Annotated in this window: 26 protein-coding genes; 8 read left to right on the top strand and 18 right to left on the bottom strand. The window is 62.6% G+C overall.

Annotation, left to right across the window (positions count from 1 at the left end; genetic code table 11):
- Window positions 1-61: 61 nt before the first annotated feature.
- From ACPF9B_RS04320 to ACPF9B_RS04290, 7 genes are all read right to left on the bottom strand, one after another.
- Complete coding sequence (locus ACPF9B_RS04320) at window positions 62-841, bottom strand: crotonase/enoyl-CoA hydratase family protein (protein WP_424179483.1); 780 nt, start codon at window positions 839-841, stop codon at window positions 62-64.
- Window positions 838-1,695 (bottom strand): hydroxymethylglutaryl-CoA lyase, encoded by an 858-nt coding sequence (locus ACPF9B_RS04315; protein WP_007205192.1) that lies wholly within the window; start codon window positions 1,693-1,695, stop codon window positions 838-840. The genes ACPF9B_RS04320 and ACPF9B_RS04315 overlap by 4 nt, the downstream gene beginning before the upstream one ends.
- A gap of 101 nt (window positions 1,696-1,796) precedes the next feature.
- Window positions 1,797-3,707, bottom strand: coding sequence for an acetyl/propionyl/methylcrotonyl-CoA carboxylase subunit alpha (locus ACPF9B_RS04310; protein WP_424179481.1), 1,911 nt, complete (start codon window positions 3,705-3,707; stop codon window positions 1,797-1,799).
- Window positions 3,707-5,269, bottom strand: coding sequence for a carboxyl transferase domain-containing protein (locus ACPF9B_RS04305; RefSeq protein WP_424179479.1), 1,563 nt, complete (start codon window positions 5,267-5,269; stop codon window positions 3,707-3,709). The genes ACPF9B_RS04310 and ACPF9B_RS04305 overlap by 1 nt, the downstream gene beginning before the upstream one ends.
- Window positions 5,266-5,559 (bottom strand): hypothetical protein, encoded by a 294-nt coding sequence (locus ACPF9B_RS04300; RefSeq protein WP_007205195.1) that lies wholly within the window; start codon window positions 5,557-5,559, stop codon window positions 5,266-5,268. Before ACPF9B_RS04300 ends, ACPF9B_RS04305 begins: the two co-directional genes overlap by 4 nt.
- Before the next feature lie 34 nt (window positions 5,560-5,593).
- Window positions 5,594-6,757 carry an acyl-CoA dehydrogenase family protein gene (locus ACPF9B_RS04295; protein WP_213394728.1) on the bottom strand — a complete coding sequence of 388 codons (1,164 nt, stop codon included), beginning with the start codon at window positions 6,755-6,757 and terminating at the stop codon, window positions 5,594-5,596.
- Window positions 6,758-6,847: 90 nt separating this feature from the next.
- Window positions 6,848-7,510, bottom strand: a complete 663-nt coding sequence (locus tag ACPF9B_RS04290) for an HAD-IA family hydrolase (protein ID WP_424179476.1) — start codon at window positions 7,508-7,510, stop codon at window positions 6,848-6,850.
- A gap of 121 nt (window positions 7,511-7,631) precedes the next feature.
- Between ACPF9B_RS04290 and glmU the strand changes: the two genes are divergently transcribed.
- From glmU to ACPF9B_RS04275, 3 genes are read left to right on the top strand one after another with little or no spacing between them, the layout of a single operon-like run.
- Window positions 7,632-8,975, top strand: a complete 1,344-nt coding sequence (glmU, locus tag ACPF9B_RS04285; protein WP_424179474.1) for a bifunctional UDP-N-acetylglucosamine diphosphorylase/glucosamine-1-phosphate N-acetyltransferase GlmU — start codon at window positions 7,632-7,634, stop codon at window positions 8,973-8,975.
- A 2-nt stretch (window positions 8,976-8,977) separates the two neighbouring features.
- Window positions 8,978-10,798, top strand: a complete 1,821-nt coding sequence (gene glmS, locus ACPF9B_RS04280) for a glutamine--fructose-6-phosphate transaminase (isomerizing) (RefSeq protein ID WP_424179472.1) — start codon at window positions 8,978-8,980, stop codon at window positions 10,796-10,798.
- The gene (locus ACPF9B_RS04275) at window positions 10,795-11,517 is read left to right on the top strand and encodes a DNA alkylation repair protein (RefSeq protein ID WP_424179470.1); all 723 of its coding nucleotides are present in this window, start codon (window positions 10,795-10,797) and stop codon (window positions 11,515-11,517) included. Before glmS ends, ACPF9B_RS04275 begins: the two co-directional genes overlap by 4 nt.
- On the opposite strand, the gene ACPF9B_RS04270 is transcribed toward ACPF9B_RS04275, so the two are convergent.
- A complete protein-coding gene (locus ACPF9B_RS04270) occupies window positions 11,518-11,949 on the bottom strand; it encodes a D-galactarate dehydratase (protein ID WP_424179468.1) in 432 nt (143 codons plus the stop codon).
- Window positions 11,950-12,034: 85 nt separating this feature from the next.
- On the opposite strand from ACPF9B_RS04270, the gene moaA reads away from it, so the two are divergent.
- Window positions 12,035-13,039 carry a GTP 3',8-cyclase MoaA gene (moaA, locus tag ACPF9B_RS04265; protein ID WP_424179466.1) on the top strand — a complete coding sequence of 335 codons (1,005 nt, stop codon included), beginning with the start codon at window positions 12,035-12,037 and terminating at the stop codon, window positions 13,037-13,039.
- A 6-nt stretch (window positions 13,040-13,045) separates the two neighbouring features.
- On the opposite strand, the gene ACPF9B_RS04260 is transcribed toward moaA, so the two are convergent.
- The gene (locus ACPF9B_RS04260) at window positions 13,046-13,657 is read right to left on the bottom strand and encodes an SAM-dependent methyltransferase (RefSeq protein WP_424179464.1); all 612 of its coding nucleotides are present in this window, start codon (window positions 13,655-13,657) and stop codon (window positions 13,046-13,048) included.
- Window positions 13,657-14,820, bottom strand: a complete 1,164-nt coding sequence (locus ACPF9B_RS04255) for a M20 aminoacylase family protein (RefSeq protein ID WP_424180348.1) — start codon at window positions 14,818-14,820, stop codon at window positions 13,657-13,659. The genes ACPF9B_RS04260 and ACPF9B_RS04255 overlap by 1 nt, the downstream gene beginning before the upstream one ends.
- Window positions 14,821-15,042: 222 nt before the next feature.
- Here ACPF9B_RS04255 and ACPF9B_RS04250 point away from each other — a divergent pair, with 222 nt between their 5' ends.
- Entirely contained in the window at window positions 15,043-15,291 is a 249-nt protein-coding gene (locus tag ACPF9B_RS04250) for a DUF1289 domain-containing protein (RefSeq protein WP_424179462.1), read from the top strand.
- Here ACPF9B_RS04250 and ACPF9B_RS04245 read toward each other — a convergent pair whose 3' ends face one another.
- The 5 genes from ACPF9B_RS04245 to ACPF9B_RS04225 form a co-directional block, all read right to left on the bottom strand.
- The gene (locus ACPF9B_RS04245; RefSeq protein WP_007205207.1) at window positions 15,292-15,762 is read right to left on the bottom strand and encodes a Dps family protein; all 471 of its coding nucleotides are present in this window, start codon (window positions 15,760-15,762) and stop codon (window positions 15,292-15,294) included.
- A 45-nt stretch (window positions 15,763-15,807) separates the two neighbouring features.
- Window positions 15,808-16,164 carry a hypothetical protein gene (locus tag ACPF9B_RS04240; protein ID WP_424179459.1) on the bottom strand — a complete coding sequence of 119 codons (357 nt, stop codon included), beginning with the start codon at window positions 16,162-16,164 and terminating at the stop codon, window positions 15,808-15,810.
- Window positions 16,165-16,297: 133 nt separating this feature from the next.
- Window positions 16,298-17,731, bottom strand: a complete 1,434-nt coding sequence (locus ACPF9B_RS04235) for an NAD(P)(+) transhydrogenase (Re/Si-specific) subunit beta (RefSeq protein ID WP_007205209.1) — start codon at window positions 17,729-17,731, stop codon at window positions 16,298-16,300.
- Window positions 17,732-17,745: 14 nt separating this feature from the next.
- On the bottom strand, window positions 17,746-19,320 hold the full coding sequence (locus tag ACPF9B_RS04230; RefSeq protein WP_424179457.1) for a Re/Si-specific NAD(P)(+) transhydrogenase subunit alpha: 1,575 nt from the start codon (window positions 19,318-19,320) through the stop codon (window positions 17,746-17,748).
- Between the two features lie 105 nt (window positions 19,321-19,425).
- A complete protein-coding gene (locus ACPF9B_RS04225) occupies window positions 19,426-19,875 on the bottom strand; it encodes a methyltransferase family protein (protein WP_424179455.1) in 450 nt (149 codons plus the stop codon).
- An 81-nt stretch (window positions 19,876-19,956) separates the two neighbouring features.
- Between ACPF9B_RS04225 and ACPF9B_RS04220 the strand changes: the two genes are divergently transcribed.
- On the top strand, window positions 19,957-20,715 hold the full coding sequence (locus ACPF9B_RS04220; RefSeq protein WP_040483163.1) for an SDR family NAD(P)-dependent oxidoreductase: 759 nt from the start codon (window positions 19,957-19,959) through the stop codon (window positions 20,713-20,715).
- Entirely contained in the window at window positions 20,712-21,920 is a 1,209-nt protein-coding gene (kynU, locus tag ACPF9B_RS04215) for a kynureninase (protein WP_424179453.1), read from the top strand. The genes ACPF9B_RS04220 and kynU overlap by 4 nt, the downstream gene beginning before the upstream one ends.
- An 89-nt stretch (window positions 21,921-22,009) precedes the next feature.
- Here the strand turns inward: kynU and ACPF9B_RS04210 are convergent, their stop codons facing one another.
- Window positions 22,010-22,855 carry a YihY/virulence factor BrkB family protein gene (locus ACPF9B_RS04210; protein WP_424179451.1) on the bottom strand — a complete coding sequence of 282 codons (846 nt, stop codon included), beginning with the start codon at window positions 22,853-22,855 and terminating at the stop codon, window positions 22,010-22,012.
- 107 nt (window positions 22,856-22,962) lie between these two features.
- The gene (locus tag ACPF9B_RS04205) at window positions 22,963-23,970 is read right to left on the bottom strand and encodes a lysylphosphatidylglycerol synthase transmembrane domain-containing protein (protein WP_424179449.1); all 1,008 of its coding nucleotides are present in this window, start codon (window positions 23,968-23,970) and stop codon (window positions 22,963-22,965) included.
- Window positions 23,971-24,222: 252 nt separating this feature from the next.
- Between ACPF9B_RS04205 and ACPF9B_RS04200 the strand changes: the two genes are divergently transcribed.
- Window positions 24,223-25,197 (top strand): S8 family serine peptidase, encoded by a 975-nt coding sequence (locus ACPF9B_RS04200; protein WP_424179447.1) that lies wholly within the window; start codon window positions 24,223-24,225, stop codon window positions 25,195-25,197.
- Between the two features lie 24 nt (window positions 25,198-25,221).
- Here the strand turns inward: ACPF9B_RS04200 and ACPF9B_RS04195 are convergent, their stop codons facing one another.
- Complete coding sequence (locus tag ACPF9B_RS04195; RefSeq protein ID WP_007205219.1) at window positions 25,222-25,821, bottom strand: hypothetical protein; 600 nt, start codon at window positions 25,819-25,821, stop codon at window positions 25,222-25,224.
- Window positions 25,822-25,938 lie beyond the last annotated feature (117 nt).

Raw genomic sequence — 25,938 nt, 5'->3', positions numbered from 1 at the left:
CGCTGCTCTGGCACAGCTGCAAATGGGTCGCATTTTATGCATCGCGGGTGACGTTGCGGCCTCAGGCAGATCCGGGCCAATTTGGTACCCGTTTGCCGAAAAAAGCGGCAATGCCTTCGGCCGCCTCGGCCCCATCCCAGCAGGCGAGCAGCGCATCGACAGAGCGCGCGATAATGGCCTCGTCAATCACCGGACCCAGCGACCGGGCATAGGCTTTGGCCGCCGCCACCGCCTCTGGCCCGCAGGACAGATAGGGCGCAACCTCGGCGGCGATAGCGTCATCGAGCGCGTCAGCAGGCACCGCGCGTGCCAGAACATCCAGCGCCACAGCCTCATCCGCGCCGAATACACGCCCGGACATAAAAACACGCCGCGCCTTGGCCGCGCCGATCCGCGCCAGCACATAGGGGCCAATGGTCGCGGGAATGAGGCCCAGCCGCGTTTCGGTCAGCCCGAACTTGGCCGTCTGCACGCCGATGGCCACATCACAAACGCAGGCCAGCCCGACCCCGCCACCAAAGGCATTGCCCTGAATGCGTCCGATCAAAGGCTGCGGCAAGCTGTTCAGCGCCCCCAGCATCTGTGCCAGCGACGTGGCCGCCGCGCGCCGCGTGGCGCGATCCGCTGCCATCTGGTCACGCATCCAGCCCAGATCGCCACCTGCACAAAACGTAGGCCCCGCAGCCGCCAGCACGACAACACGGATGCGCCGGTCCGCTGCAATCCGCGCGGTGGCCTGCGTCAGCGCGTCAATCATCGCCTGCGACAGCGCATTGTGTTTGTCCGCGCGCGCCAGCGTCAGCGTCGCCACCCCGCGCCCGTCCACCACCAGATCAATCATCGCATTCTCCTTGCCAGTGCCGCAGCCTCTGCAATGACATCTGTATCAATGCCGGTCTGAAACCCCGCGCCATGCAACAGCGCCAGCACCTTTTCTGTCGCCACATTGCCGGGCGCACCGGGCGCATAGGGACACCCGCCAAGCCCGCCCACCGCCGAATCAAACGCGCGCAGGCCCTTGCCAAGTGCCGTTTCGATATTGGCCAGCGCCTGCCCGCCCGTGTCATGGAAATGGCCCGCCAGTTGATCGGCGGGCGCAATCTCCAGCACCGCATCCAGCATCGCCGCGACCGTCTCTGGCGTGGCTTTGCCGATGGTGTCGCCCAGCGACACAGGCATCGGGGCCAGCGCGCGTACCATCGCCGCGACCTTGGCCACGGCGTCGGGGGCGACAGGCCCGTCAAAGGGGCAATCGGTTACGCAGGAAATATAGCCGCGCAAGCCTACCCCCGCCGCCTGCGCCGCTGCGACCACCGGGACAAGCCGCTCGACCGATTCCGCGACCGAGCAATTCAGGTTGCTGCGCGAAAACCCCTCGGAGGCAGCCACAAAAACGGCGACCTCATAGACCACCCCCGGCACACGCGCGGCGATAAACCCGTCCCAACCGCGCAGATTGGGCACCAGTACCGCGTAACGCACCCCCGCCACCGGCGCTATTCCTGCCATGACCTGCGGCGTGTCGGCCATCTGCGGCACCCATTTCGGGCTGACAAAACTGCCGATCTCGATATCGCGCAGCCCCGACCGGCCCAAAAGGTCAATCAGCGCCACTTTCTCGGCCACCGGAATGATGCGCTTTTCGGTCTGCAACCCGTCACGCGGGCCGACTTCATGCAGCCTCACAAATGTCATCGCTACCCCCATCGTTCGAGCCCAAATATCCCGGGGGAGCACCGGATCGGGTCCGGGGCCTGCCCCGGATCGGGTCCGGGGCGGGGGCAGCGCCCCCTGCCTCAGATCGGCGCAAGGGCCACCATCAGATCGCCTGCCGCGACCTGATCCCCCGGCTCTGCACACATGCTGGCAACGACACCATCGCGCGGCGCGCGCAGCACATGTTCCATCTTCATCGCCTCCAGCACGATCAGGCGCGCCCCTTGGACAACATGATCGCCCTCCTGCACCGCGACCTCGCGCACCAACCCCGGCATGGGTGCCAGCACCACGTCACCACCGGCGATATCGGACCCGCGCGCCAGCGGATCGACAATGCTAAACGTCACCGTCTGCGCGCCAAACACGCTGACCTGCCGCACCCCGTGCCGCAGCGCCCGCGCGCCCCAATCGGCCCCGTGCCGCCGCAGGCTGACCTGCGCCCCTGCCACATCAGCGGTGATCTGATCGGGGCCAAGCACCTGCAAGCTGACCTCATGCACCACGTCACCCTGCCCCAGCACGATCCGCCGCACCAGCGGCTGCCACAGCGTGAATCCCACCAGCGGGCCTGCGGCAATATCCGCCGCAACCACCGCCGCGATGGCGATCATCTGCGCATCCGGCACAGGCGCGGCACAGAGCCTGCCCTGCCCGCGCGCGATCAGGCCAGTGTCGACCACGCCCGCGACAAAATCTGCATCCCGTGCCAGCAGACGCAGAAAATCAAGGTTCGTGACACTCCCCGCCACTTCGGTTGCATCCAATGCGGCCTGCAGCTTGCGCAAAGCGGTGGCACGGTCCGGCCCCTGCACCGTGACCTTGGCGATCATCGGATCGTACCACGGCGCAATTTCGGACCCGGCCACCACACCACTGTCAATCCGCGCATCGCTCGGAAACGCCAGATGGTCGAGCCTGCCTGTCGCCGGCAAAAACCCTGCTGGCACATCTTCGGCATAAAGCCGCGCCTCGAAGGCATGGCCATTGATCCTCAACTGATCCTGCCGCATCGGCAGCGGTTCACCCGCCGCCACGCGCAATTGCCATGCCACCAGATCGACGCCCGTAATGGCCTCGGTGACGGGGTGTTCCACCTGCAAGCGCGTGTTCATTTCCATGAACCAAAACCCGTCGGGGCGCAGACCGCCCGCGCCATCGACGATGAATTCCACAGTCCCCGCACCGGCATAGCCGATGGCCTTGGCCGCCGTCACCGCCGCCTGCCCCATGGCGTCGCGCAGCGCCACCGTCATGCCGGGGGCTGGCGCTTCCTCGATCACCTTTTGGTGGCGGCGTTGCAGCGAACAATCGCGCTCGAACAGATGCACCGCGTCTGTGCCGTCACCGAAGACCTGCACCTCGATATGGCGGGGCGTCGTGATATATTTCTCTATCAACACGGCAGGATTGCCAAAGGCGTTGCGGGCCTCGGCTTGGGCAGAGGCCAGATGTTCCGCAAACTGGGCAGGCCCATCAACAAGCCGCATTCCCTTGCCACCGCCGCCCGCCACGGCCTTGATCAGCACCGGATAGCCGATTTTCGCGGCCTCACGTGCCAGAAACGCCCCATCCTGATCCGCGCCGTGATAGCCCGGCACCACCGGCACGCCCGCCTTGACCATCAGCGCCTTGGCCGCATCCTTCAGCCCCATCGCGCGGATCGCCTGCGCTGACGGCCCGATAAACACCAGCCCCGCCTGCGTGACCTGTTCCACGAAATCGGGGTTTTCCGACAAAAAGCCATAGCCCGGGTGGATCGCTTGCGCGCCCGTATCCAGCGCCGCCTGCACGATCAGATCACCGCGCAGGTAACTATCAGCGGCAGGCGCAGGGCCAAGCCTGACCGCCTGATCCGCCTGCTGCACATGCAGCGCACCGGCATCGGCATCCGAATAGACCGCGACCGTGCGCACACCCATCGCGCGGGCGGTGCGGATGATCCGGCAAGCAATCTCGCCCCTGTTGGCGATCAGGATCTTGGTGAACATCACATCCGGAACACGCCGAAGCGTGTCTCCTCTATGGGCGCATTGCAGGCGGCGGCCAGCGACAGTGCCAGCACCTCGCGCGATTTGCGCGGGTCGATGATACCGTCGTCCCAAAGCCGGGCAGAGGCATAAAGCGGGTGTGACTGTTCGGTGAACATATCAATGGTAGGTTGCTTGAACGCCACTTCATCCTGCGCCGACCACGCACCGCCCGCGCGTTCGATCGCGTCGCGTTTGACCGTGGCCAGCACCCCTGCCGCCTGTTCGCCGCCCATGACGCTGATCCGGCTGGTCGGCCATGACCACATGAAATGCGGCCCATAAGCCCTTCCTGCCATGCCATAATTCCCCGCGCCGAACGATCCGCCGACGACCATCGTGATCTTGGGTACCTTCGTTGTGGCCACCGCTGTGACCATCTTGGCACCATGCCGCGCGATGCCTTCGTTTTCGTATTTCTGGCCCACCATGAAGCCGGTGATGTTTTGCAAGAACACCAAAGGGATGCGCCGCTGGCTGCACAGCTCCACGAAATGCGCGCCCTTTTGCGCGCTTTCCGAAAACAGCACCCCGTTATTCGCGACGATCCCGCAGGGCCAGCCGTCGATATGGGCAAAGCCCGTGACCAGCGTTTCGCCGAACCGCGCCTTGAATTCGTCAAAGCGCGATCCGTCCACGATGCGGCGGATCACCTCGCGGATGTCGTAAGGCGTGCGCAGATCGGCGGGGATCGCGTCGAATAGGCTCGCGGGATCAAGTGCCGGAGGTTCGGATGCCAAGCGATTGACATTGCATGTATTCCGCATTGCACAGGACGCAACCGCCTGCCGTGCCAGCGCCAGCGCATGGGCGTCATCCTCGGCCAGATAATCGGCGACGCCGGACAGGCGGGTATGCACATCGCCGCCGCCCAAAGCCTCGGCTGTCACCACCTCGCCTGTTGCGGCCTTGACCAAGGGCGGGCCTGCCAGAAAGATCGTGCCTTGACCCTTCACAATGATCGACACATCGGCCATGGCAGGAACGTAAGCGCCGCCCGCCGTACAGGACCCCATGACCACGGCGATCTGGGGGATACCCAGTGCGGACATCTGCGCTTGGTTATAAAAGATGCGCCCGAAATGGTCGCGGTCGGGGAATACCTCGTCCTGATTGGGCAGGTTCGCACCGCCGCTATCGACCAGATAGACGCACGGCAGGCGGCAGGCTTGGGCAATCTCTTGCGCGCGCAGGTGCTTTTTGACGGTCATCGGGTAATAGGTGCCGCCCTTGACGGTGGCGTCGTTGCACACGACCATGACCTGCACACCGCCAACAAGCCCCACGCCCGCGATCACGCCAGCGCAAGGGGCGGCCCCGTTATAAAGCCCATGCGCCGCTGTTGCCCCAACCTCAAGAAACGGCGAGCCGGGGTCGAGCAGCCCCGCCACACGGTCGCGGGGCAGCATCTTGCCACGGGCCAGATGGCGGTCGCGCGCGATCTGCCCGCCGCCCAAGGCTGCGGCGGCTGCGGCATCACGCACTTGTGCAAGGGCCGCTTCGTGCAAGGCGCGATCACTCATATGGCGGGTCCTTGTGGTGGCGGCAGCGCCTCTCCGCGCGGGCCGGCATAGAAGGTCGTGGTCAGCCCATTGGGATTGGCGCAGTTGATGACCAAACGGATCGCCGGATCGGGATGAATGGTGGCGGCGCAATCGGTCAGCGCCGCACCATTACCCGCCATGGCGACATAGCTGGCGGCGTAGCGGGTGATGATCTCCGTCTCGGACGGCACCTGCCCCATGCGATAGCCGATGATGCCCGCCACCACGACCAGCCCCGCAACGGGGATGAAAAACATCCAGCGGGTCATGCTATGGCGTTCAGCGATGTGCGCGCTGCCATCCTCATCCCATCGCCCCCATCAATTCACGGCCGACCAGCATCCGGCGGATTTCGGATGTGCCGGCGCCGATTTCCATCAGCTTGGCGTCACGGAACAGCCGCGCGACAGGGGCGTCGGCCAGAAAGCCTGCACCGCCCATCGCCTGCACGGCCTGATGCGCCTGTTTCATCGCCTCCTCGGAGGCATAAAGACAGCAGGCCGCCGCATCCTGACGGGTGACAGTGCCACGGTCGCAGGCCGCAGCCACCGCATAGACATAGGCGCGCGCGGAATTCATCGCCGTATACATATCCGCGATCTTGCCCTGCATCAGTTGGAAATTGCCGATGGGTTGGCCGAATTGCTTGCGCGACGCCAGATAGGGCATGATTTCATCCAGACAGGCGGCCATAATCCCCAGACCGATCCCCGCCAGCACGACGCGTTCGTAATCCAGCCCCGACATCAAAACCGCAACGCCGCGCCCTTCCGCGCCCAGCACGTTGTCGAACGGGACCGCGACATCGTCGAAAATCAACTCGGCGGTGTTGGACCCACGCATCCCCAGCTTGTCGAAATGGGGGGACGTGCTGAAGCCGGTCATTTCCTTTTCGATCAGAAAGGCGGTGATGCCTTTGGACCCGGCCTCGGGGTCGGTCTTGGCATAGACCACCAGCGTGTCGGCGTCCGGCCCGTTGGTGATCCAGTATTTGTTGCCGTTCAGGCGGTAATGATCGTTGCGCTTTTCCGCGCGCAGCGCCATCGACACCACGTCGGACCCTGCCCCGGCCTCGGACATGGCCAAGGCACCCACATGATCGCCCGAAATCAGGCGCGGCAGGTATTTCGCCTTTTGCGCCTCGGTCCCGTTCAGCTTGATCTGGTTGACGCACAGGTTGGAATGCGCGCCGTAAGACAGGCTGACCGAGGCGCTGGCGCGCGCGATTTCTTCGATCGCGACCGTATGGGCCAGATAGGACATGCCCGCGCCGCCGTAAGATTCGTCCACCGTCACACCCAGCAACCCCAGATCGCCCATTTCGCGCCAGAGCGCGGCAGGAAACAGGTTGTCACGGTCGATCTGTGCGGCCATCGGTTTGACACGGGTCTGCGCCCAGTCATGGACCATGTCGCGCAGGGCGTTCACATCCTCGCCCAGATCAAAGCTCATGGAGGCGTGAAACATTGGCCTGCTCCTACGGTTAATTGAACGCTTGTTCATTTGTAGGCATGACAAACCCGCCCTGTCGAGTCATTTCTGCACGATTTATAGGCACTAGCCGATAAGCCGCGCCACGACGGCAGGCAGGTCCGCGAAATCGTCGATGGTGGCGTCAGCCTCTAGCGCCAGAACGCTGTCGCGCCCCGGCCCGAAGGTCACCAGCACCGATGGCACCCCCGCATTGCGCGCGGTGTCGCGGTCGGTGATCGTATCGCCCACCAGCAAGGATCGCGCGGGGTCGCCACCTGCGCGCAAAACCGCCTCGATATGATGCGCGGGGTCGGGTTTGCGCACCTTCAGCGTATCGGCCCCGATCAAGGACGCGAAATGGTCGCGCACCCCAAGGCTGCGCATCAGGGTTTCGGCCAAGGCGGCAGGTTTGTTGGTGGCGATCCCCACGGCGTAACCGCTGGATTTCAGGGCCATCACGGCCTCCATCGCGCCCGGATACAGCACGGTGTGGATGTCGATCGCCTGCGCATAGGCTGCCAGCAGCAGGGGATATTGGCGGTCAACCTCGGCCTCGTCGATGCCTTGCAGGCGCGAAAACCCCAGCCGCAGCATCGCCCGCCCGCCACATAGGGCGGTTGCGGCATCGGTCGCGGGGTCAAGCATGTCACCCAGCCCCAGATCGCGGAAACAGGCATTGGCGGCGGCGATCAGGTCGCCGCTGGTATCGGCCAAGGTGCCGTCGAGGTCGAAAATCACACTGCGCATGGGCGGCCTTTCTGTGCTGCGGTGCCGCCATCTGTAACGCGCTGTAAACTGATGTGAAGCCCCCGCCCTTGTGATAATCGAAAAGGCCAGTAGAACGCAGGCAACAATGAATGGGGCAAAGATGGCAAACGCAGTGATTATCCTTGGCGCGGGGCTTGGCACGCGGATGAATTCGGACCTGCCCAAGGTGTTGCACCCGATCGCGGGCGCGCCGATGCTGGTGCATGCGATGCAGGCCGCGATGGTGCTGGACCCTGCGCGCCGCCTGGTTGTGGCCGGATATGAGGCCGCGCAGGTCGAAAAAGCCGCTTTGGCCCATGATCCCGATGTGACGGTCGTGGTGCAGGCCGAACAGCTGGGCACTGGCCATGCGGTGGCGCAGGCGCAAGCGGCGCTGGCCGATTTTGTCGGCGATGCGCTGGTGCTTTATGGTGACACGCCCTTCATCCGCCCCGATACGCTGGAGGCGATGATGGAGGCCCGCCAGACCCATGATATCGTGGTCTTGGGGTTCGAGGTCGAAGACCCTGCCCGCTATGGACGCCTGATCCTGACGGACGGCCAGCTTGACCGGATCGTCGAATATAAGGATGCGACAGAGGCAGAACGCGCCGTGACCCTGTGCAATTCGGGTGTCATCGCCGCCGATGCTGCGACCTTGTTCGATCTGGTCGCCGCTATCGGCAACGACAATGCGGCGGGCGAATATTACCTGACCGACATCATCGCCATCGCGCGGGCGCGCGGATTGACCGCCACCGTCGTCGAATGTGCCGAGGCTGAAACCTTAGGCATCAATTCGCGGTTCGAGCTGGCACAGGCCGAAGCCCTGTTCCAGAATGGCGCGCGGATGACAGCCCTTGACGATGGCGTGACGCTGATCGCGCCTGAAACCGTCTATTTTGCCTATGACACCGTGATCGGGCGCGATGCGGTGATTGAACCCAATGTCGTCTTCGGCCCCGGTGTGACGGTCGAATCCGGCGCCACCATTCGCGCCTTTTCGCATCTCGAAGGTTGCCATGTGTCGCGCGGTGCAATTGTCGGCCCTTATGCCCGCCTGCGCCCCGGTGCGGAACTGGCCGAAAACACCCGTGTAGGCAACTTTGTCGAGGTCAAGAATGCCGTGATTGCCGAAGGTGCCAAGGTCAACCACCTGTCTTATATCGGCGATGCCGATATCGGGCCGCGCAGCAATATCGGCGCAGGCACGATCACCTGCAATTATGACGGCGTGTCCAAGCACCATACCACGATTGGCGCGGATGTGTTCATTGGGTCCAACACGATGCTGGTCGCCCCCGTCAGCGTGGGCGATGCGGCGATGACGGCCAGCGGGTCGGTCATCACCCGCGATGTGCCAGCGGGCGATCTGGCCGTCGCGCGGGCGCGGCAGGACAACAAGACAGGGTTTGCGGTGCGGCTGTTCGACAAGCTGCGCGCGCAAAAGGCGAAGGGTCAGTAAATATGTGCGGTATCGTTGGCGTTCTGGGCAATCACGAAGCCGCCCCCCTGCTGGTCGAGGCGCTGAAACGGCTGGAATATCGCGGCTATGACAGCGCGGGCATTGCCACGATCAACGGCGATGTGCTGGACCGCAGGCGGGCGGTCGGCAAGCTGGTGAACCTGTCGGACCTGCTGGTGCATGACCCGCTCGCAGGCAAGGCGGGCATCGGCCATACCCGCTGGGCCACGCATGGCGTGCCGAACGCGGGCAATGCGCATCCGCACAGATCCGGCGGTGTCGCGGTCGTGCATAACGGGATCATCGAGAATTTCCGCGAATTGCGCGCCGATCTGGCCGCCCTTGGCATCGCGCATGAAACCGATACCGATACCGAAACCGTGGCCTTGCTGGCCAATCATTACATCACTGAGGGCCTGTCACCGCGCGACGCGGCACAAGCGACCATCGCCCGCCTGCACGGGGCCTATGCGCTGTGTTTCCTGTTCGAAGGGCATGACGACCTGCTGATCGCCGCGCGCAAAGGGTCGCCTTTGGCCATCGGGCATGGCAACGGCGAGATGTTCGTCGGCTCGGATGCCATCGCCCTTGCGCCGATGACCGACCGGATCACCTATCTGGACGAAGGCGATTGGGCGATCATCACGCGCAATTCCCTGGAAATCCGCGATGCGGCGGGCAATCTTGCCAACCGCGATCTGCGCCAGATCCATATCGACGCCGCACAGGTCGACAAGGGCGGCTATAAACATTTCATGGCCAAGGAAATCGCCGAACAGCCGCAAGTGCTGCAAGGCGCGTTGAACCATTACATCAACGCGGGTGCGACGGCGATGACGCTGCCCGATGGCTTGGACTTTACGCAGGTCAACCGCCTGACCATGGTCGCCTGCGGCACGGCATTTTACGCCTGCATGGTGGCGAAATACTGGTTCGAACAACTGGCGGGCCTTCCGGTCGAGGTCGATGTCGCATCCGAATTCCGCTATCGCGAACCGCCCGTGACCGACGGCACCATGGCGATTTTCGTCAGCCAATCGGGCGAGACGGCGGATACTTTGGCCGCCCTGCGCTACATGGCGGGCAAGGCCATGCAGATCGTGTCGGTCGTCAATGTCCCCGAAAGCAGCATCGCGCGCGAAAGCGATATCGCGCTGCCGATCCTTGCAGGGGTGGAAATCGGCGTCGCATCGACCAAGGCGTTCACCTGCCAGCTGACGACGCTGGCCGCACTGGTGCTGCATGCCGCGCGCCAGCGAGGCCGGATTGATGATGCCGCCCTTGCGGGCAAACTGGCCGCCCTGCGCGCTTTGCCGGGGTTGATGAATACCGCGCTGGGGATCGAGGATCGCACCATCGCGCTGTCCCGCGATCTGGCCGAGGCGCGCGATATCCTGTTTCTGGGGCGCGGGGCGATGTATCCGCTGGCCCTTGAGGGCGCGTTAAAACTAAAAGAAATTAGCTATATACACGCCGAAGCTTATGCATCAGGCGAGCTGAAACACGGCCCCATCGCGCTGGTCGATCCGCATGTGCCGGTGATCGTCATGGCCCCGCGCGATGCCTTGTTCGAAAAAACCGTGTCAAACATGCAAGAGGTCATGGCGCGCGGCGGCAAGGTGTTGTTGATCACCGACAGCCAAGGCGCGGCAGAGGCCGGCGATGGTGTCTGGCAGGTGCTGCTTATGCCGGTCGTCGATCCGTTTCTGGCGCCGATCCTTTACGCGCTGCCTGCGCAACTTCTGGCCTATCACACGGCGATCGCCAAGGGGACCGATGTGGACCAGCCCCGCAATCTTGCGAAATCGGTGACAGTGGAATGATGGATGAACATGGCACGACAGACGCTCTGGCGGATCACGCGGGTATGACATTGGATGATGCATTGGCCACCCTTGGCAGCGACCCCGCGAAAGCCGCCGAAATGGCGCGCCATCACAAGGTGGACCGCGCCTATCTGGGTGTGACACCCCCCGCGATTGAGGCTGTCGCCAAAGGCTGGCGCGAAGCGCTGGATCTGGAGGCGCGGCTGGCGCTGGCAGCGGCACTTTGGGCCAGCGATGTGCATGAAGGCCGGATCGCCGCGGCGAAACTGCTGACACAGGCGCGGATCAGGCCCGATGACAGCGCCGCTTGGGATATGATCACCGCTTGGGTGCCTGCATGCGACGGTGCCGCGATTGCCGATCAAGTCGCCATCGCGGGGCAGAAACGGCTGGTGGCGGACCCTGCCCGCTTTGACGTGCTGGCGGATTGGGTCGCGTCGGACCATCTGTGGACGAAGGCCGCGGTGCTGGGCTTTACCCTGCCATGGACCAAGCAGACCCATCCCAAACCCGCCGATCTGGCGCTGCGTGATCGCGCGCTGGATTGGGCGGGCACACTTGCCGGTGATCCTCACAAGGTGATCCAGACCGCATTGGTCAGCTGGCTGGCCAGCCTTGCCAAACATGATCCGGCCAGCGCATCGGGTTTTGTTGACCGGCACGGGGCGGCGATGAAATCCTATGCGCTCAAATCCGCGCGGCACCGGCTGGGCTGATCAGCGCAGCAGGGTCAGTGCGACCAGACCGGTCAGCGGCGCCGCGATCAGGCGCATCGCGGCAAGGCTGATCTGGCTGCCCGATCCCGCCACCCCGCCCGAGGGGCGCAGTTCGGCATTGATCACGCGGCCTTGGTACCTGATGCGGCCCTGGGTCACTTGCGTCACCAGCGGCGTTTTCACCCAGATCCCCGGATCAGCGGGCGCGCCAAGCGTGGCAATTGTGGTGCCGATCGCGGTGCCACCGGCCACCACCTGCGTCGCCGCCTGTCGCGCGGCGGCGGTGGTGGTGTCAAAATCGTCTACATTGCGCGCACTGCGGGGCGGGGCCGCTGGCAGGTTTGTCGCAATTTCCGCCGTGGCGGGTGTATCGGCGACAGGCATCGCGCAGGCGGCGAGTATCATCAAGGACAGGATCAAGATGCATTTCATCCCCCGACGCTATTGTGCGCAATGACCGCGCACAACCGGGCCGATCACGCTTGCGCAAGGTGACGCCCATCTTTAGCTTATCCGCATGATGACACCTTTGATTGACCCATTCGCCCGCGCCATTTCGTATTTGCGGGTCTCGGTGACGGACCGCTGCGATTTTCGCTGTGTCTATTGCATGTCCGAAAACATGACGTTTTTGCCCAAAAAGGACCTGCTGACGCTGGAAGAACTGGACCGGCTGTGTTCGGCCTTCGTGCGGCTGGGTGTGAAAAAGCTGCGCATTACGGGGGGTGAACCCTTGGTGCGGCGCGACATCCTGACCTTTTTCAACGCGATGGGCCGGCATCTGGACAGCGGCGCATTGGAAGAACTGACGCTGACCACCAACGGCAGCCAGTTGGAAAAATATGCAGCCGACCTTTATGCCGCCGGTGTGCGGCGGATCAACGTCTCGCTCGATACGCTGGACGAGGCGAAATTCGCGCAGATCACCCGCTGGGGGAAGCTGCCACAGGTGCTGCGCGGGATCGACGCGGCACAGGCGGCGGGGCTGCGGGTCAAGATCAACACCGTGGCGCTGAAAGGTTTTAACGAAGAGGAACTGTTCACCCTGACCGATTGGTGTGCGGCCCGCGACATGGACCTGACCTTTATCGAGGTCATGCCGATGGGCGATATCGGCAACGAGGACCGGATCGACCAATATTGGTCACTGAACGATCTGCGCGCGCGGCTTGCGGCACGCGGCACGCTGACCGACCTGCCCGACCGCACCGGCGGGCCTGCGCGTTATCTGCGCGTCGATGCGACGGGCCAGAAAATCGGGTTGATCACACCGCTAAGCCATAATTTCTGCGAAAGCTGCAACCGTGTGCGGATCACTTGTACCGGCGAGATTTACACCTGTCTGGGGCAAGAAGGCCATTCCGACCTGCGCGCACCCCTGCGCGGGTCAGAGGCGGATCAGGATCTGGAAAACGCGATCCGTGCCGCGATTGCGCTGAAACCCAAAGGCCATGATTTCGACTATTCGCGCCAAAAGGTCGATGGTCAGGTCAGCCGCCACATGAGCCATACCGGCGGCTGACACGGGTCACACCGGCGGTGATGCTTCGGGCTTGCGGGCGATGAAATCAATCAGCGCAGCAGGCCCAACATGGCCAGAGCCCGCCTGCTGGACCCTTTCATAAGACGCACAACGTTCAACATGCCAGCCCGCGAAGGCAGCGCGCAGCATGTCTTCGGTATACATGTTTTCCACAAAAGGCGGCCCACCGGTGCCGCGCCCGACCTGTTCGGGGCGATAGCCATGCAGCACCAACCGCCCGCCGGGGCGCAAGGCGCGGGCCATGTCGGCGAATTGGCGCGCGCGCAGATCGGGCTCGGCAAACTGGATGAAAATCGCGGCGATCATGTCGAATGGCTGCGCCCAGTCCCAATCGTCCCAACCCGCGACATGGGTCTGCACTGCGACTGCGCTACGATCTGCCAGCGCCTGCGCGCGCGAAACGGCGGTCGGGGCCAGATCAAAGGCTGTCACCTGCATCCCCAACACAGCCAGATGCACTGCATTGCGCCCTTCGCCATCGGCCACGCAAAGCACGCTTTGCCCCGGCAGGGCCAGCCAGGGGTTATCCGCCAGCACCGCCGCAGGGGCAGTGCCGAACAGGTAATCATCGCTGGCGCTGTAACGGTCTTCCCACATCAGGCGGCAGGCATGCGTTGTTCAACGATACCCGCCCACCACGAACAGCCAGCCGGAATAGCATCATCATTGAAATTGTATTCGGGGTGGTGGACAGACGCCCCGTCACCATTGCCCACAAGGATATAGGCGCCGGGCCGTTCTTCGAGCATGAAGGCGAAATCCTCGCCACCCATGATCAAGGGCGCATCGGTGCAATCGCCCGCGACCGAACGCGCCACATCAGCGGCAAAGGCGGTCTGGTCCACATGGTTGACCATGCACGGATAGCCCCGGTGATAGCTCACCTCGGCCACGGCACCGAATGCACCCGCCGTGCCGGTGCTGATCGCGCGCAGCCGCGCCTCGGCCAGATCGCGCATATCCTTGGACATGGTGCGCACGGTGCCTTTCATATGCACCCGCTGTGCAATGACGTTGAACGCCTTGGACGAAGATTCAATTGCCGTGACCGACACGACGACCTGATCCACGGGGTCGGCATTGCGGCTGGCGATGGATTGCAGCGCGGTGATCACATGCGCCGCGACCAGCGTGCTGTCCACGGTTTCCTGCGGTTTGGCGGCATGGCCGCCCTTGCCTTCGATCACGATCTCGAACTGGTCGGTCGCGGCAAAAAACGCGCCCGGACGGATCGAAAAGCTGCCCACCGGACGGCCTGGCCAATTATGCATGCCGTAAACTTCGCTGATGTTCCAGCGGTCCATCATGCCATCGGCGCACATCTCGCGGCCACCGCCGCCGCCTTCCTCGGCGGGCTGAAAAATCACGACGACCTGTCCATCAAAATTACGCGTCTCGGACAGGTATTTCGCGGCCCCCAGCAGCATCGCGGTATGCCCGTCATGGCCGCAAGCATGCATCGCGCCGGGTGTTTTGGAGGCATAGGGCAGCCCTGTCGCCTCTTGGATCGGCAGCGCGTCCATATCGGCGCGCAGCCCGATCACCTTGCCCGCTGTATCCGTTTTGCCCTTGATGACGCCGACAACGCCGGTGCGCCCGATGCCGGTGACCACCTCGTCACAGCCAAATTCCCGCAGCTTGTCGGCGACCAATGCGGATGTGCGATGCGTGTCGAACAGGATTTCGGGGTTTTCATGTAGGTCACGCCGCCATGCGGTGATTTCGGGCAGCAATTCGGCAAAGCGGTTCTTGACGGGCATCATCTTCTCCAAAATTTTATCCGGCCTGCGAACGCGCGCATGGGGCGGGTCGGCACGATCTGCCATACAGGGGGCGGTGGTGCCATCTTTGCCGGAATTGGCGCTATGTGCAACGTCACCTTTGCCGCAGCCCGCAGCAAGATCAGGGGTTTGTGATCAGCGCCTGATTGACATAGCTGACAGAAATAATCAGATACAAGCGGTGATCAACGAGTATCTGCCATGGCAAAAACCCCGTCCCCCTGTATCAGCGTGTGCAAGTTCCGGCGCGAAGGCCATTGCATCGGCTGTTCGATGACCAAGGCGCAGAAATCCATGTTCAAGGCGCTGAAAAAACCCGCCCATCAATCGGCCTTTGTCACCATGCTGATGGCGCAACAGGCGGTGATGGGCAAGTTCAGCCATTGGCAGCGCGCCTATGAAAAAAAATGCGCCAAGAAAGGCGCATCTTTTCCACCGCAGGCCGGTTGATCAGGCCAGATGCGCGCGCAGCATCCAGGCAAATTTTTCATGCGTCTGCCCGCGGGCGATGCACAGGTCTTCGGTCAGCGCATCACCATGTTCGGCGGCCAGTTCGCCCGCAGCGGCCAGCGTCGCGGCCAGCGTTTCCTCGGCCTGTTGCAGCGTCTTTATCATGGTGCGGTCATCGGCATGGCCCGCATATTCAGCGACCTTTGACCGTTTGATCATGCCGGCCAGCGTACCTTCGGCATGGCCGTCCAGCGCCTTGATCCGTTCGGCCAGATCGTCCTGTCCGGTGAAATGATCCTCATAGATCGTCTGGAATAAGGCGTGCAGCGACCCAAAGGCCATGCCGGTCACGTTCCAATGAAAATTCTGCGCCAGCATCGTCGTCACCGTGGTTTCGGCCACGCATTGGTTCAGCGCATCGGCAATGGCGGCTTGGGCGGTCGGGCTTAGGTCTGTGGCTGTCTGTGTCATATGGAGTCTCCTTTGACGTGTAACCTATGCATTCGGTTCTTGAATTCAACCACCCGGTTGCGTCAGATGCGCGGCCTTGCAGACCAGAAAATGCAGCGCCGAGGCTTTTTCACGCGACATCCGGCTGAGCAGCGCAAAGCGGTAACGCGCCTCGTCGCCTTGGCGCACGGCGTCGAACAGGTTTTCCAGCCAGATTTCGTCAAAGGATTTTTCGGCCGCCTTGGGTTCATGAAACCGCAAGCGCCGCCCCAGCGCCTTGGGCAGGGCCGACAGCAGGTCTTGCATCGCGTCACCCGTGGTCACACCGCTCAGCCGGGCCTTGCGGCCTGCGATGCGCAGGGCATGCGGCCCATCCGGGGTTGGGGCTGCGGGCGTGTGGATAAGGGCGGGGGATACGGACATGGACGACTCCTATTCCCGACAAATATAGTCAGCCAAATTGCAGCTGGCAACCGGAACCGCTGCGGCAGATCGCACCCTGAAACGCAAAAGGCCCGCCACAAGGGCGGGCCTTTCAGGATCGTGGCACCCAAGATCAGTCGATCTTAGGCAGCAATTCATCCAGCGACTTTTTCGCATCGCCATAGAACATCCGCGTGTTTTCTTTGTAAAACAGCGGGTTCTCGATACCGGAATAGCCTGTCCCCTGCCCGCGCTTGGACACGAAAACCTGTTTGGCCTTCCAGCATTCCAGCACCGGCATACCGGCGATGGGGCTGTTGGGATCGTCCTGTGCGGCAGGGTTCACGATATCGTTGGACCCGATCACGATCGCCACGTCGGTCGTGGGGAAATCATCGTTGATTTCGTCCATTTCCATGACGATGTCATAAGGCACCTTCGCCTCGGCCAGCAGCACGTTCATATGACCGGGCAAACGGCCTGCGACGGGGTGAATGGCGAAACGCACATTCTTGCCTTTGGCGCGCAGTTTGCGGGTCAGTTCGGCGACGGTTGATTGCGCCTGTGCGACGGCCATGCCGTAGCCGGGGATGATGATGATGCTATCGGCCTCGTTCAAGGCCGCAGCCACACCGTCGCTGTCGATGGCGATCTGTTCGCCTTCAACCGCCATCTGTTCACCGGCAGGGCCGCCAAAGCCACCCAGAATGACCGACACGAAACTGCGGTTCATCGCCTTACACATGATATAGGACAGGATCGCACCAGAGGAGCCGACGAGCGCGCCGACCACGATCAGCAGGTCGTTGCCAAGGCTGAACCCGATCGCCGCCGCAGCCCAGCCCGAATAGCTGTTCAGCATCGACACCACGACAGGCATATCCGCCCCGCCGATGCCCATGATGAGGTGATAACCAATGAACAGGGCCGCCAGCGTCATCACCATCAGCGGCACAAAGCCACCAGTGCTGAAATACCAGATCAGGCACAGCACCGAAATCGCAGCCGCCGTCGCGTTGAGCACATGCCCGCCGGGCAGTTTCGCGGCAGCGGTGTTCACCTTTCCGGCCAGCTTGCCATAGGCAATGACCGATCCGGTAAAGGTGATCGCGCCGATAAAGACGCCCAAGAACAGCTCGACCCGCAGGATATTGATCTCGACTGGGGATTTATAGGCCAGAAGCGCGGCAAAACCGTCAAGGCTCGCGCGTGCGATGGCATCCATCCCCGCCACGCGGCCCAGTTCGAAATGTGCGATGAACCCGACCAGCACGGCGGCCAGACCCACAAGGCTGTGCATCGCTGCGACCAGTTCGGGCATCTGCGTCATCTGCACCTTGGTGGCCAGTTGATAGCCGATGATCCCGCCCAACCCGATCAGGACCAGCGACAGCAGCCAGAACCCCGCACCGGGGCCAACCAGCGTGGCGCAGATGGCAAGCGCCATGCCTGCCATGCCGTACCAGACCGCGCGCTTGGCGCTTTCCTGCCCTGACAGACCGCCAAGCGACAAGATAAAGAGAATTGCCGCGACAACATAGGCCGCTGTTGTGAAACCGTATTCCATGTCTCTTTACCCCTTTACGACTTTTGGAACATGGCAAGCATGCGCCGTGTCACCAAAAAGCCGCCGAAAATATTGATACCGGTCATAAAGACCGCCAAGGCCGCAAGCACCACGACAAGCCAGGAGCCTGACCCGATCTGTGTCAGCGCGCCCAGAATGATGATGCTGGAAATCGCGTTGGTGACCGCCATCAGCGGTGTGTGCAAGCTATGCGCCACGCCCCAGATGACCTGAAAGCCCACGAAAACCGCCAGCACGAAAACGATGAAATGCTGCATGAAACTGGCAGGCGCCACCAGACCGACACCCAAAAGCAGCACAGCACCGACCGTCAGCAAAGTCACCTGATTGCGGGTCTGCGCCTTGAAATCGGCGGTTTCCTTGGCGCGCTTTTCTTCGGCGGTCAGTTCCTTGGGCTGGTTCTTTTTGGCGACCTGCGCGATGGCACTGATCTTGGGCGGCGGCGGCGGGAAGGTGATCGCACCTTGATGGGTTGCAGTCGCGCCACGGATCACGTCGTCTTCCATGTTATGCACCGGCACACCGTCCTTGGCCGGTGTCAGATCGGTCATCATATGGCGGATGTTGGTGGAATAGAGCGTCGAGGCTTGCGCCGCCATCCGGCTGGGATAATCGGTGTATCCGATGATGATGACGCCGTTGTCGGTGACGATCTTTTCGTCCTTGACGGTCAGTTTGCAATTGCCGCCACGTTCGGCGGCAAGGTCGATGATCACCGACCCCGGTTTCATCGCGGCCACCATGTCAGGCGTCCACAATTCGGGCGCATCACGGCCGGGGATCAGCGCTGTGGTGATCACGATATCCATATCAGGCGCGATCTCGCGGAATTTGGCCAATTGGGCCGCGGCAAATTCAGGGCTGGACACAGAGGCATAGCCACCGGTTTTCGCGCCGTCCTGCTGTTCTTCCTTGAAATCGAGAAACACGAATTGCGCGCCCATCGATTCGACCTGTTCGGCCACTTCGGGGCGCACGTCAAAGGCATAGGTGATCGCGCCAAGGCTGGTCGCTGTCCCGATCGCGGCCAGACCCGCGACACCCGCACCGACGACCAAAACCTTGGCCGGTGGCACCTTGCCTGCGGCTGTGATTTGGCCGGTAAAGAAGCGGCCAAAGTTATTGCCCGCCTCGATCACCGCGCGGTAACCCGCGATATTGGCCATCGACGACAGCGCGTCCATTTTCTGCGCGCGGCTGATGCGTGGCACCATATCCATGGCAATGACGGTGGCGCCCTTGGCGTTGGCGGCTTCCATCAAATCCTTGTTCTGCGCGGGATAGAAGAAAGAAATCAGTGTCTGGCCTTCGCGCAGGCGCTTGACCTCCACGTCCTCGGGGGGGCGGACCTTGGCGATGATATCGGCGGCCTTGTAAAGCGCAGCAGCGGTCTTGACGACCTCGACACCGGCGTCCTTATAGGATTGATCGGTGAAACCTGCGGCCACGCCAGCCCCGGTTTCAATCACGCAATCATAGCCCAGTTTTTTTAGGTCTTGCGCCGAAGCAGGCGTCATTGCGACGCGGTCTTCGCCGGCAAATATCTCTTTTGGTGTGCCGATTTTCACAGACCATCCCCCATATTTGTGTCAGCAGTCAAAACGGACTTAGCGCGCGAAAGATTGTTTCACAAGGGAACGGCTGCAAAGTCTATTCTTGTCGTGCGCTAACAGTCACAGCCAGCGGCGGGTCTTTTCACAATAGCGCGCAAAATCAGCGTGAAACTTGCGACGCAGGCGGTTTTCCTCGGGGAGGATGAACCGCTGGGTCAGGGTTGCCATGAACAAAGGCACCAGCATCAGCGCGATAGGCGCATCCCAGCGCAGGGCCAGCCCCGCAAGGACCAATGCATCACCCAGATAGATCGGGTTGCGGCTGCGCGCAAAGACACCTGTGGTCACCAGCGCATCGGCCTCTTTATGCGGGATGACAGTGGTCTTGCGCCGGCGCATCTCGGCCACGGCCAGCAGCATCAGCACCAGCCCCGCGCCCACCAACAGACCGCCCAGCAAATCCAGCATCGGATGCCCGATGGTCAGCACCTGCGGTTGCAGCACACTGATCTGCCATGTGGTGGCCGCAGCCAGCAGCAACCAGACAGGGGGAATGTCGATCCATTTCATACCTGATCTTGTGACCCGCCGCTTTGCGCTTGTCCATGCCCGCCGCGCAGGTAGCATGGGCGCAAATCATAGGGGGCCATGATGGAACACGCAGGCAAACACGCGCTGGTGACCGGCGGCGGGACAGGTATCGGCAAAGGCATCGCGCTGGCCTTGGCCGAGGCTGGCGCAGAGGTGACGATCACAGGGCGCAATGCCGACCGGCTGTCGCAGCTCGCGGCCAGCCATCCGCGCCTGCATGTCTTGGTCATGGATGTGGATAACGAATCTTCCGTCCGTGATGGCATCGCCGGTGCCGCCACCGCCCGCGGCCCGGTGCAGATCTGCGTGGCCAATGCGGGGATCGCCGAAGGCGGGCCTTTTGCGCAAACCTCGCTGGCGGCATGGCGCAAGACGATGACGACAAACCTTGACGGCGTGTTTCTGACCTTTCAGGCCGCGCTGGCCAGCCTGCCGCCCGATATGGCGGCGCGTATGATCGTCGTCAGCTCTATCGCGGGGGTGCGGGGTTTGAAAAACGCGGTCCCCTATACCGTCACCAAACACGGCGTGATCGGCCTGATCCGCGGCTTGTCCGAGGAATATATGCGCAGCCCCGTGACCTTTAACGCGCTCTGCCCCGGCTATGTGGACACGGCCATCGTGCGCAACCAATTGCCCGGCCTGATGAAACGCTTTGATCTCGATGAGGCCGGTGCCGTGGATCTGATTGCCAAGGGCAACCGGCATCGCCGCCTGCTGGAAGTGGATGAAACCACCGCCGCCGCCATGTGGCTGTGTTCGGACGGCGCGCGCAGCGTGAACGGGCAGACGATCCAGATTTCAGGGGGACAAGTATGATCACCAGTTTCATTCGGGATTTTTCCCAGACCAAGGCGCTGTTCCAGATGCCTGCCGATATGATTTATCTGGATGGCAATTCGTTGGGGCCATTGCCGCGCGCGGCCGCCGCACGGATCAATGATTGCGTGACCCGCGAATGGGGCGAGATGGTGATCACCGGCTGGAACCGCGCAGGCTGGATGGCGCAACCCACCACCTATGCCGACCGGATCGGACGGTTGATCGGGGCGGAACCGGGGCATTGCGTGCTGGGCGATACGCTGTCGGTCAAGGTCTATCAGGCGCTGGCCGCCGCCCTTGATCTGGTCCCTGACCGGCGGGTGATCCTGACCGACAGCGGCAATTTCCCCTCCGATATCTATATGGCCGAAGGACTGATCAAATCACTGGACCGCGGCTATGAATTGCGCGTGGTCGCCCCACAGGATGTCGCGGACCATATCGACAGCGATCTTGCCGTGCTGATGCTGACGCAGGTCGATTACCGCACCGGGCGGATGCATGACATGGCCGCGCTCACGCAAAAGGCGCATGATGCCGGTGCCATCACGATCTGGGATCTGGCGCATTCCGCAGGCGCGCTGCCCGTCGATGTGGCGGGCTGCGGCGCGGATTTCGCGGTGGGTTGCACCTATAAATACCTCAACGGTGGGCCGGGTGCGCCCGCCTTCATCTATGTCGCCCCCCGTCATATCGACCGCTGCGAACCTGCGCTTTCCGGCTGGCTTGGCCATGCCGCACCTTTCGCGTTCGAGGCGGGCTACCGGCCCGGCACCGGGATCGAACGGATGCGCGTCGGCACGCCGCCGGTGCTGCAACTCGCGGCACTCGATGCATCGCTCGACATCTGGGACCGCGTCGATCTGCACGACATCCGCAAAGCCTCCATCGCGCTGACAGACCAATTCATCGCCGGGATCGAGGCCACCTGCCCCATGCTGACGCTGGCCAGCCCGCGCGACCCCGCCCAGCGCGGATCGCAGGTGTCGTTCCGTTTCGCCGACGGCTATGCCGCGATGCAGGCCTGTATCGCGCATGGGGTGGTCGGCGATTTCCGCGCGCCCGACATCATGCGCTTTGGCTTCACGCCGCTTTTCATCGACGCAGGCGACGTGGCACGCGCGGTCGAGATCATCGCCAAGGTGATGACCGACAAGCTCTGGGACAGGGCGGAATTCCGGCAAAAGGCGGCTGTGACCTAAACATCATCTTCCGAGCGCGTCAATTCGTGCAAAGCGCGATTTGACGTGATCCCCGCCGGAGGCTCCGTGTCCCAAAGGGGCGCGGAAAACTAGGCCGCTTCTTGCGCTTGGGCCTGCTTGCCATGCACATGCATGTTCAACGCCGCCCCCAGCAGGATCAGATAGGCGCTGACGTAAAGCCACAGCATCATGCCGATCACCGCCCCGATGGATCCGTAAATCTCGTTATAGCTGGCGAAATTCGTCAAATAGAACGACAGCCCCGCCGAGGCCGCGATCCACAGCACGATCACCACCAGCGCGCCCACCGTCACCCAGCGCCCGCGGCTTTCGATCCGCACCGGACCAAAACGGTAAAGCAAGCCCAGCGCCGCCAGCAATACGCCCAGCGCCACGCTCCAGCGCAATGCTTCGAGCAGCCATGCCGTGCCTGCGGGGACCGGCAGAAAAGCCATCACAACGGGCAGCACAATCACGACATTGACCGCGACAATGGCCAGAAACACCAGCGCAAAGGTCAAAAGCAGCGCCACGATCACCTGCCGCAGCCCGCTGCGCTGCTGTTGTCCGGCGATGGCATTCAGCCCGCTGATCAACGCCCCGACAGCTGCCCGGCAGGACCACAGCGCCACAAGGATCGACACCACGCTGGCCCAGCCAAGCGTCTGCGACGGCGCATTGACCAACCCGTTCACCTGCGTCTGCAACAGCCGGTAGGCATCTGCGGGGATGATGTCAGCCATCAGCGTCAGTTGATCCGCGATGACGACAGGGTCCGCCATCAGCCCGAAAATCGCGATGATCGCGGCCAGCCCGGGGAAAATTCCGAACATCCCGAAAAACGCAACACCCGCCGCGATCAGCCCCAGATGCTTTTCGCTGGCCGTGTGCAGCACGGCGTTGCCTGTCTGCCAGATTGCCCTGAACGCGGCCATGACCCATCTTCCCTCGGAATATTACACACTTGCGGTTGTCTGCGCAGGGCAGCCCGTCACGCTACCATAGCGGTCGGCCAGCGCAAAGGTTCCACAGGCATCTTGCCTCAGGAGCGGTTCGCCGCCGCAGGATGCCGCCGCTGCGACAGCAGGAACCAGACACCGGGCAGGCTGGCCACAAGAATGACAAGGCCAAAGGCGATGCTGGCAGCGATCCCCGCCTCGGGCGCTGCGCCCACGACAGGCCAGATCGCGGCAGCAGCCCCTTCGCGCAGCCCCCAACCACCCACCGACAACGGGATCATCATCACGGTCAGGATCAAGGGCAGGACCGTCACCACCGCGACCAATGGCAGATCGGTGCCGGTGGCGATGGCGCAAAAGGCAAAGCTAGACAAATTGCAGGCCACAATCGCGATGCTCAGCCCGACCTGACGCGGCCAGACCCCGCGCGCCAGCAGCCCCAGCCGCAGCGCAGCCCCAAACCCTGCCGTCGCATGCGCCACCGGGCCGGGCACGCGCGCCAGCACCGCGCCCAGCACAACCACCCCCGCCAAACCCAGCGCCAACCAGCCGACGATATCGCTGACCCAACCGGGCAACACCAGGCCACCGGGCACGGCAATCGCCGCGATGAACCCGCAAAACAGCACCACAAACAGCGCCACCTGCCCGACCAGCCGTTCCAGCACCACGGCCTGTGCCGCACGCAGCATCCCTGCCTGATGGCGCTGGCGCAGCGCACGGCCCGCATCACCCAGCACGCCCCCCGGCACCGCCAGATTGACGAATTGCGACAGGTAATATTCGCCGATCGCGTCACGCTTGCGCAAGGATTGGTCCAGCTGCGCGGCCGTCAACCGCCAGCGCAGCGCCGACAACAGCACCTGCCCATGCGCGCTGACCAACGCGGCCAGCAACCACGGCCATTCGGTTTGTACCAGGAGCGCCAGCACCTGCGGCCCGTCGGTCAGATGCCACAACAGCCCAAGAATGGCGAAGGTCACGCAAATCCGCAGCACGGCCCCGAAAAGCTTATGGCGCAGACCTGTATCGGGATCGGGGCGTTCGGACATTGGACGAGATATCCGCCAGTTGCCCGCAATTGCAAGCATCCTCGGTCATTCAGCCGGCATCTGCGCGCATGGCAGTGATGACCCGTATCACTGTCGCGCAGGGGTGCAGGGGTGCATCGGTGGCCCGCAACGCGCAATCGCCAATTGCGCTCACGACCGCGGCAGGACATCGATCCCCGCTGCGATATCTTAAGAGAACACGGGGTCGTGTGCTTCAAAACACGATGACGTTCTGCTAGAGGTATGGAGCGGTTTACCTTGCCAACCGCGCGGCGCAACGAGATCGTGACAATGACTGCAACATCCCTCTTTTCAGCCACCGGGCGCGTGATTGGTGCGATCAGCAGCCTTGGCTTGCTGTCGGCCTGCCTTGGCGGTGGTGCAGGCGGAAACACGGTGCAGCCGAACGATCATGTGTCTGCCAACACCAATCCGGTGTCATCGGGGGTCTATTACAGCTGGATGCACCCTGAGATTCAGACCGCATGGGATGAGGGCTATGTTGGACAAGGCGCGCAGGTCCTCACCATTGACGATTTCATCACTGATGTGACCTCGGTTGGCCGGTTGACCGATGTCAGCGCCGATATGCGGCATGGTGAGTGGATTGATATGCAAGTCGGGCTGATGGCCCCGGATGCCAGACGCGCGCGGCAGGATTTCACCGCGACCCACACAGTGCAGCTGGACGCGGGCGCGCTGAATATCGTCAACCTGAGCTTTGGGATGTTCGCAGCCAATGGCTTAGCCGATTCCCAGATCGACTGGACCGCGCGCGAAAGCTCTGTCATCACTTATGCGCAGAACGGGGCAGCTGTCGTGGTCAAGGCCGCGGGCAATCATGCGGTCGCAATAGGCTCTGTCAATTCCAGCGGCGAGGTTGATTACCTTGACCGCGCCCTGATCGGGGCTGATGCTGCGATTTTCGTAGGCGCGTTGAATGGCAACGGCACCGTCGCCAACCCCACAAGCCTGACCACGTTTTCCAACTATGCGGGCACCAACCTGACTGTGCAAAACCAATTCCTCGCCGTCGGCGTGCGCGATGACCTGACCAGCCTGAACGGCACATCCTTTGCCGCCCCCATCGTCAGCGGCTATGCCGCTGTGCTTGGCAGTAAATTCACGACGGCAACGCCGACCCAGATCACCAATCAGTTGCTCAACACCGCGCGCACCGACACGATCCTGAATTATTCCACCGCCATGCACGGGCGGGGCGAGGCCAGCATTGCCCGCGCTCTTGCGCCTGCATCAATCAATTAGCGGCATAGGGGCGATCGCGGGCCGCTAAAAGCGGATCTCGTAGCGCAAGGAAAATGTCGTTTCGATCGCCCCCCGTTCGCTAACCAGAAACGGCAGTGTTTCTTCGGGGGGCAATGGTGACGCCGCAAGACGGCAATTCACCTGCGCGAAATCATTCAGAATGGTGTAAAAGGCAACGCAGGATTGTTCCTGCAAAGCCCCGCCCAACAAGGTTGTGGCCGAGACTGTCAAAGCTTGATTATCATCCAAATCCGCCCGGTACACGAACCCGACCCATAGGCCGGGATCAATGGTGTACTTCTGGCCGGTCTCGCCGGTGCTGAACCCCCAGATCGCGCCAAAAGAGGGCTGGATCTCGGTCAGGAACAGGATGTTGAGATCCAAAAACCGCGGCCGGTACCAATCGGACAGTTCAACCATTGTCCCGTCTTCGAGCGCATACCGCCCCGCCGACAGATCCAGTGCAATACCCGACCGGACCGAGCCTGTGCGGACGTCGAGCACAGAGGTCTGGCTCCAGACATCCTGCGCCCCCGCCGCCTGTGCCTGAAACGTGCTGCCGATGGCCAGACCGACCCGCCCAAACCAGCGATGCATATGACGAAGACGGTGAATGTCGGGCATCCTTGCGTTCGTGTCGTGTTGCCTGCGCGGCCATCACGGCACATGAAGAAATGAAGCAACCACATCACCCGGAAACACAATACACAGCGCGGTGCCGCCCGCCGCCTCCGGCAGGTC

Origin of the sequence: Yoonia sp. TsM2_T14_4 (assembly GCF_049602355.1) — a bacterium.
Taxonomy (GTDB): Bacteria; Pseudomonadota; Alphaproteobacteria; order Rhodobacterales; family Rhodobacteraceae; genus Yoonia; species Yoonia vestfoldensis_A.
Note: the sequence above shows the minus strand (reverse complement) of the source record. Positions and strands in the feature narration are given on the sequence as shown.

Coding starts and splice junctions, on each gene's coding strand:
- ACPF9B_RS04320 (WP_424179483.1), bottom strand. CDS start 841: ATGATTGATCTGGTGGTGGACGGGCGCGGGGTGGCGACGCTGACGCTG.
- ACPF9B_RS04315 (WP_007205192.1), bottom strand. CDS start 1,695: ATGACATTTGTGAGGCTGCATGAAGTCGGCCCGCGTGACGGGTTGCAG.
- ACPF9B_RS04310 (WP_424179481.1), bottom strand. CDS start 3,707: ATGTTCACCAAGATCCTGATCGCCAACAGGGGCGAGATTGCTTGCCGG.
- ACPF9B_RS04305 (WP_424179479.1), bottom strand. CDS start 5,269: ATGAGTGATCGCGCCTTGCACGAAGCGGCCCTTGCACAAGTGCGTGAT.
- ACPF9B_RS04300 (WP_007205195.1), bottom strand. CDS start 5,559: ATGACCCGCTGGATGTTTTTCATCCCCGTTGCGGGGCTGGTCGTGGTG.
- ACPF9B_RS04295 (WP_213394728.1), bottom strand. CDS start 6,757: ATGTTTCACGCCTCCATGAGCTTTGATCTGGGCGAGGATGTGAACGCC.
- ACPF9B_RS04290 (WP_424179476.1), bottom strand. CDS start 7,510: ATGCGCAGTGTGATTTTCGACCTCGACGGCACCTTGGCCGATACCAGC.
- glmU (WP_424179474.1), top strand. CDS start 7,632: ATGGCAAACGCAGTGATTATCCTTGGCGCGGGGCTTGGCACGCGGATG.
- glmS (WP_424179472.1), top strand. CDS start 8,978: ATGTGCGGTATCGTTGGCGTTCTGGGCAATCACGAAGCCGCCCCCCTG.
- ACPF9B_RS04275 (WP_424179470.1), top strand. CDS start 10,795: ATGATGGATGAACATGGCACGACAGACGCTCTGGCGGATCACGCGGGT.
- ACPF9B_RS04270 (WP_424179468.1), bottom strand. CDS start 11,949: ATGAAATGCATCTTGATCCTGTCCTTGATGATACTCGCCGCCTGCGCG.
- moaA (WP_424179466.1), top strand. CDS start 12,035: ATGATGACACCTTTGATTGACCCATTCGCCCGCGCCATTTCGTATTTG.
- ACPF9B_RS04260 (WP_424179464.1), bottom strand. CDS start 13,657: ATGTGGGAAGACCGTTACAGCGCCAGCGATGATTACCTGTTCGGCACT.
- ACPF9B_RS04255 (WP_424180348.1), bottom strand. CDS start 14,820: ATGCCCGTCAAGAACCGCTTTGCCGAATTGCTGCCCGAAATCACCGCA.
- ACPF9B_RS04250 (WP_424179462.1), top strand. CDS start 15,043: ATGGCAAAAACCCCGTCCCCCTGTATCAGCGTGTGCAAGTTCCGGCGC.
- ACPF9B_RS04245 (WP_007205207.1), bottom strand. CDS start 15,762: ATGACACAGACAGCCACAGACCTAAGCCCGACCGCCCAAGCCGCCATT.
- ACPF9B_RS04240 (WP_424179459.1), bottom strand. CDS start 16,164: ATGTCCGTATCCCCCGCCCTTATCCACACGCCCGCAGCCCCAACCCCG.
- ACPF9B_RS04235 (WP_007205209.1), bottom strand. CDS start 17,731: ATGGAATACGGTTTCACAACAGCGGCCTATGTTGTCGCGGCAATTCTC.
- ACPF9B_RS04225 (WP_424179455.1), bottom strand. CDS start 19,875: ATGAAATGGATCGACATTCCCCCTGTCTGGTTGCTGCTGGCTGCGGCC.
- ACPF9B_RS04220 (WP_040483163.1), top strand. CDS start 19,957: ATGGAACACGCAGGCAAACACGCGCTGGTGACCGGCGGCGGGACAGGT.
- kynU (WP_424179453.1), top strand. CDS start 20,712: ATGATCACCAGTTTCATTCGGGATTTTTCCCAGACCAAGGCGCTGTTC.
- ACPF9B_RS04210 (WP_424179451.1), bottom strand. CDS start 22,855: ATGGCCGCGTTCAGGGCAATCTGGCAGACAGGCAACGCCGTGCTGCAC.
- ACPF9B_RS04205 (WP_424179449.1), bottom strand. CDS start 23,970: ATGCTTGCAATTGCGGGCAACTGGCGGATATCTCGTCCAATGTCCGAA.
- ACPF9B_RS04200 (WP_424179447.1), top strand. CDS start 24,223: ATGACTGCAACATCCCTCTTTTCAGCCACCGGGCGCGTGATTGGTGCG.
- ACPF9B_RS04195 (WP_007205219.1), bottom strand. CDS start 25,821: ATGCCCGACATTCACCGTCTTCGTCATATGCATCGCTGGTTTGGGCGG.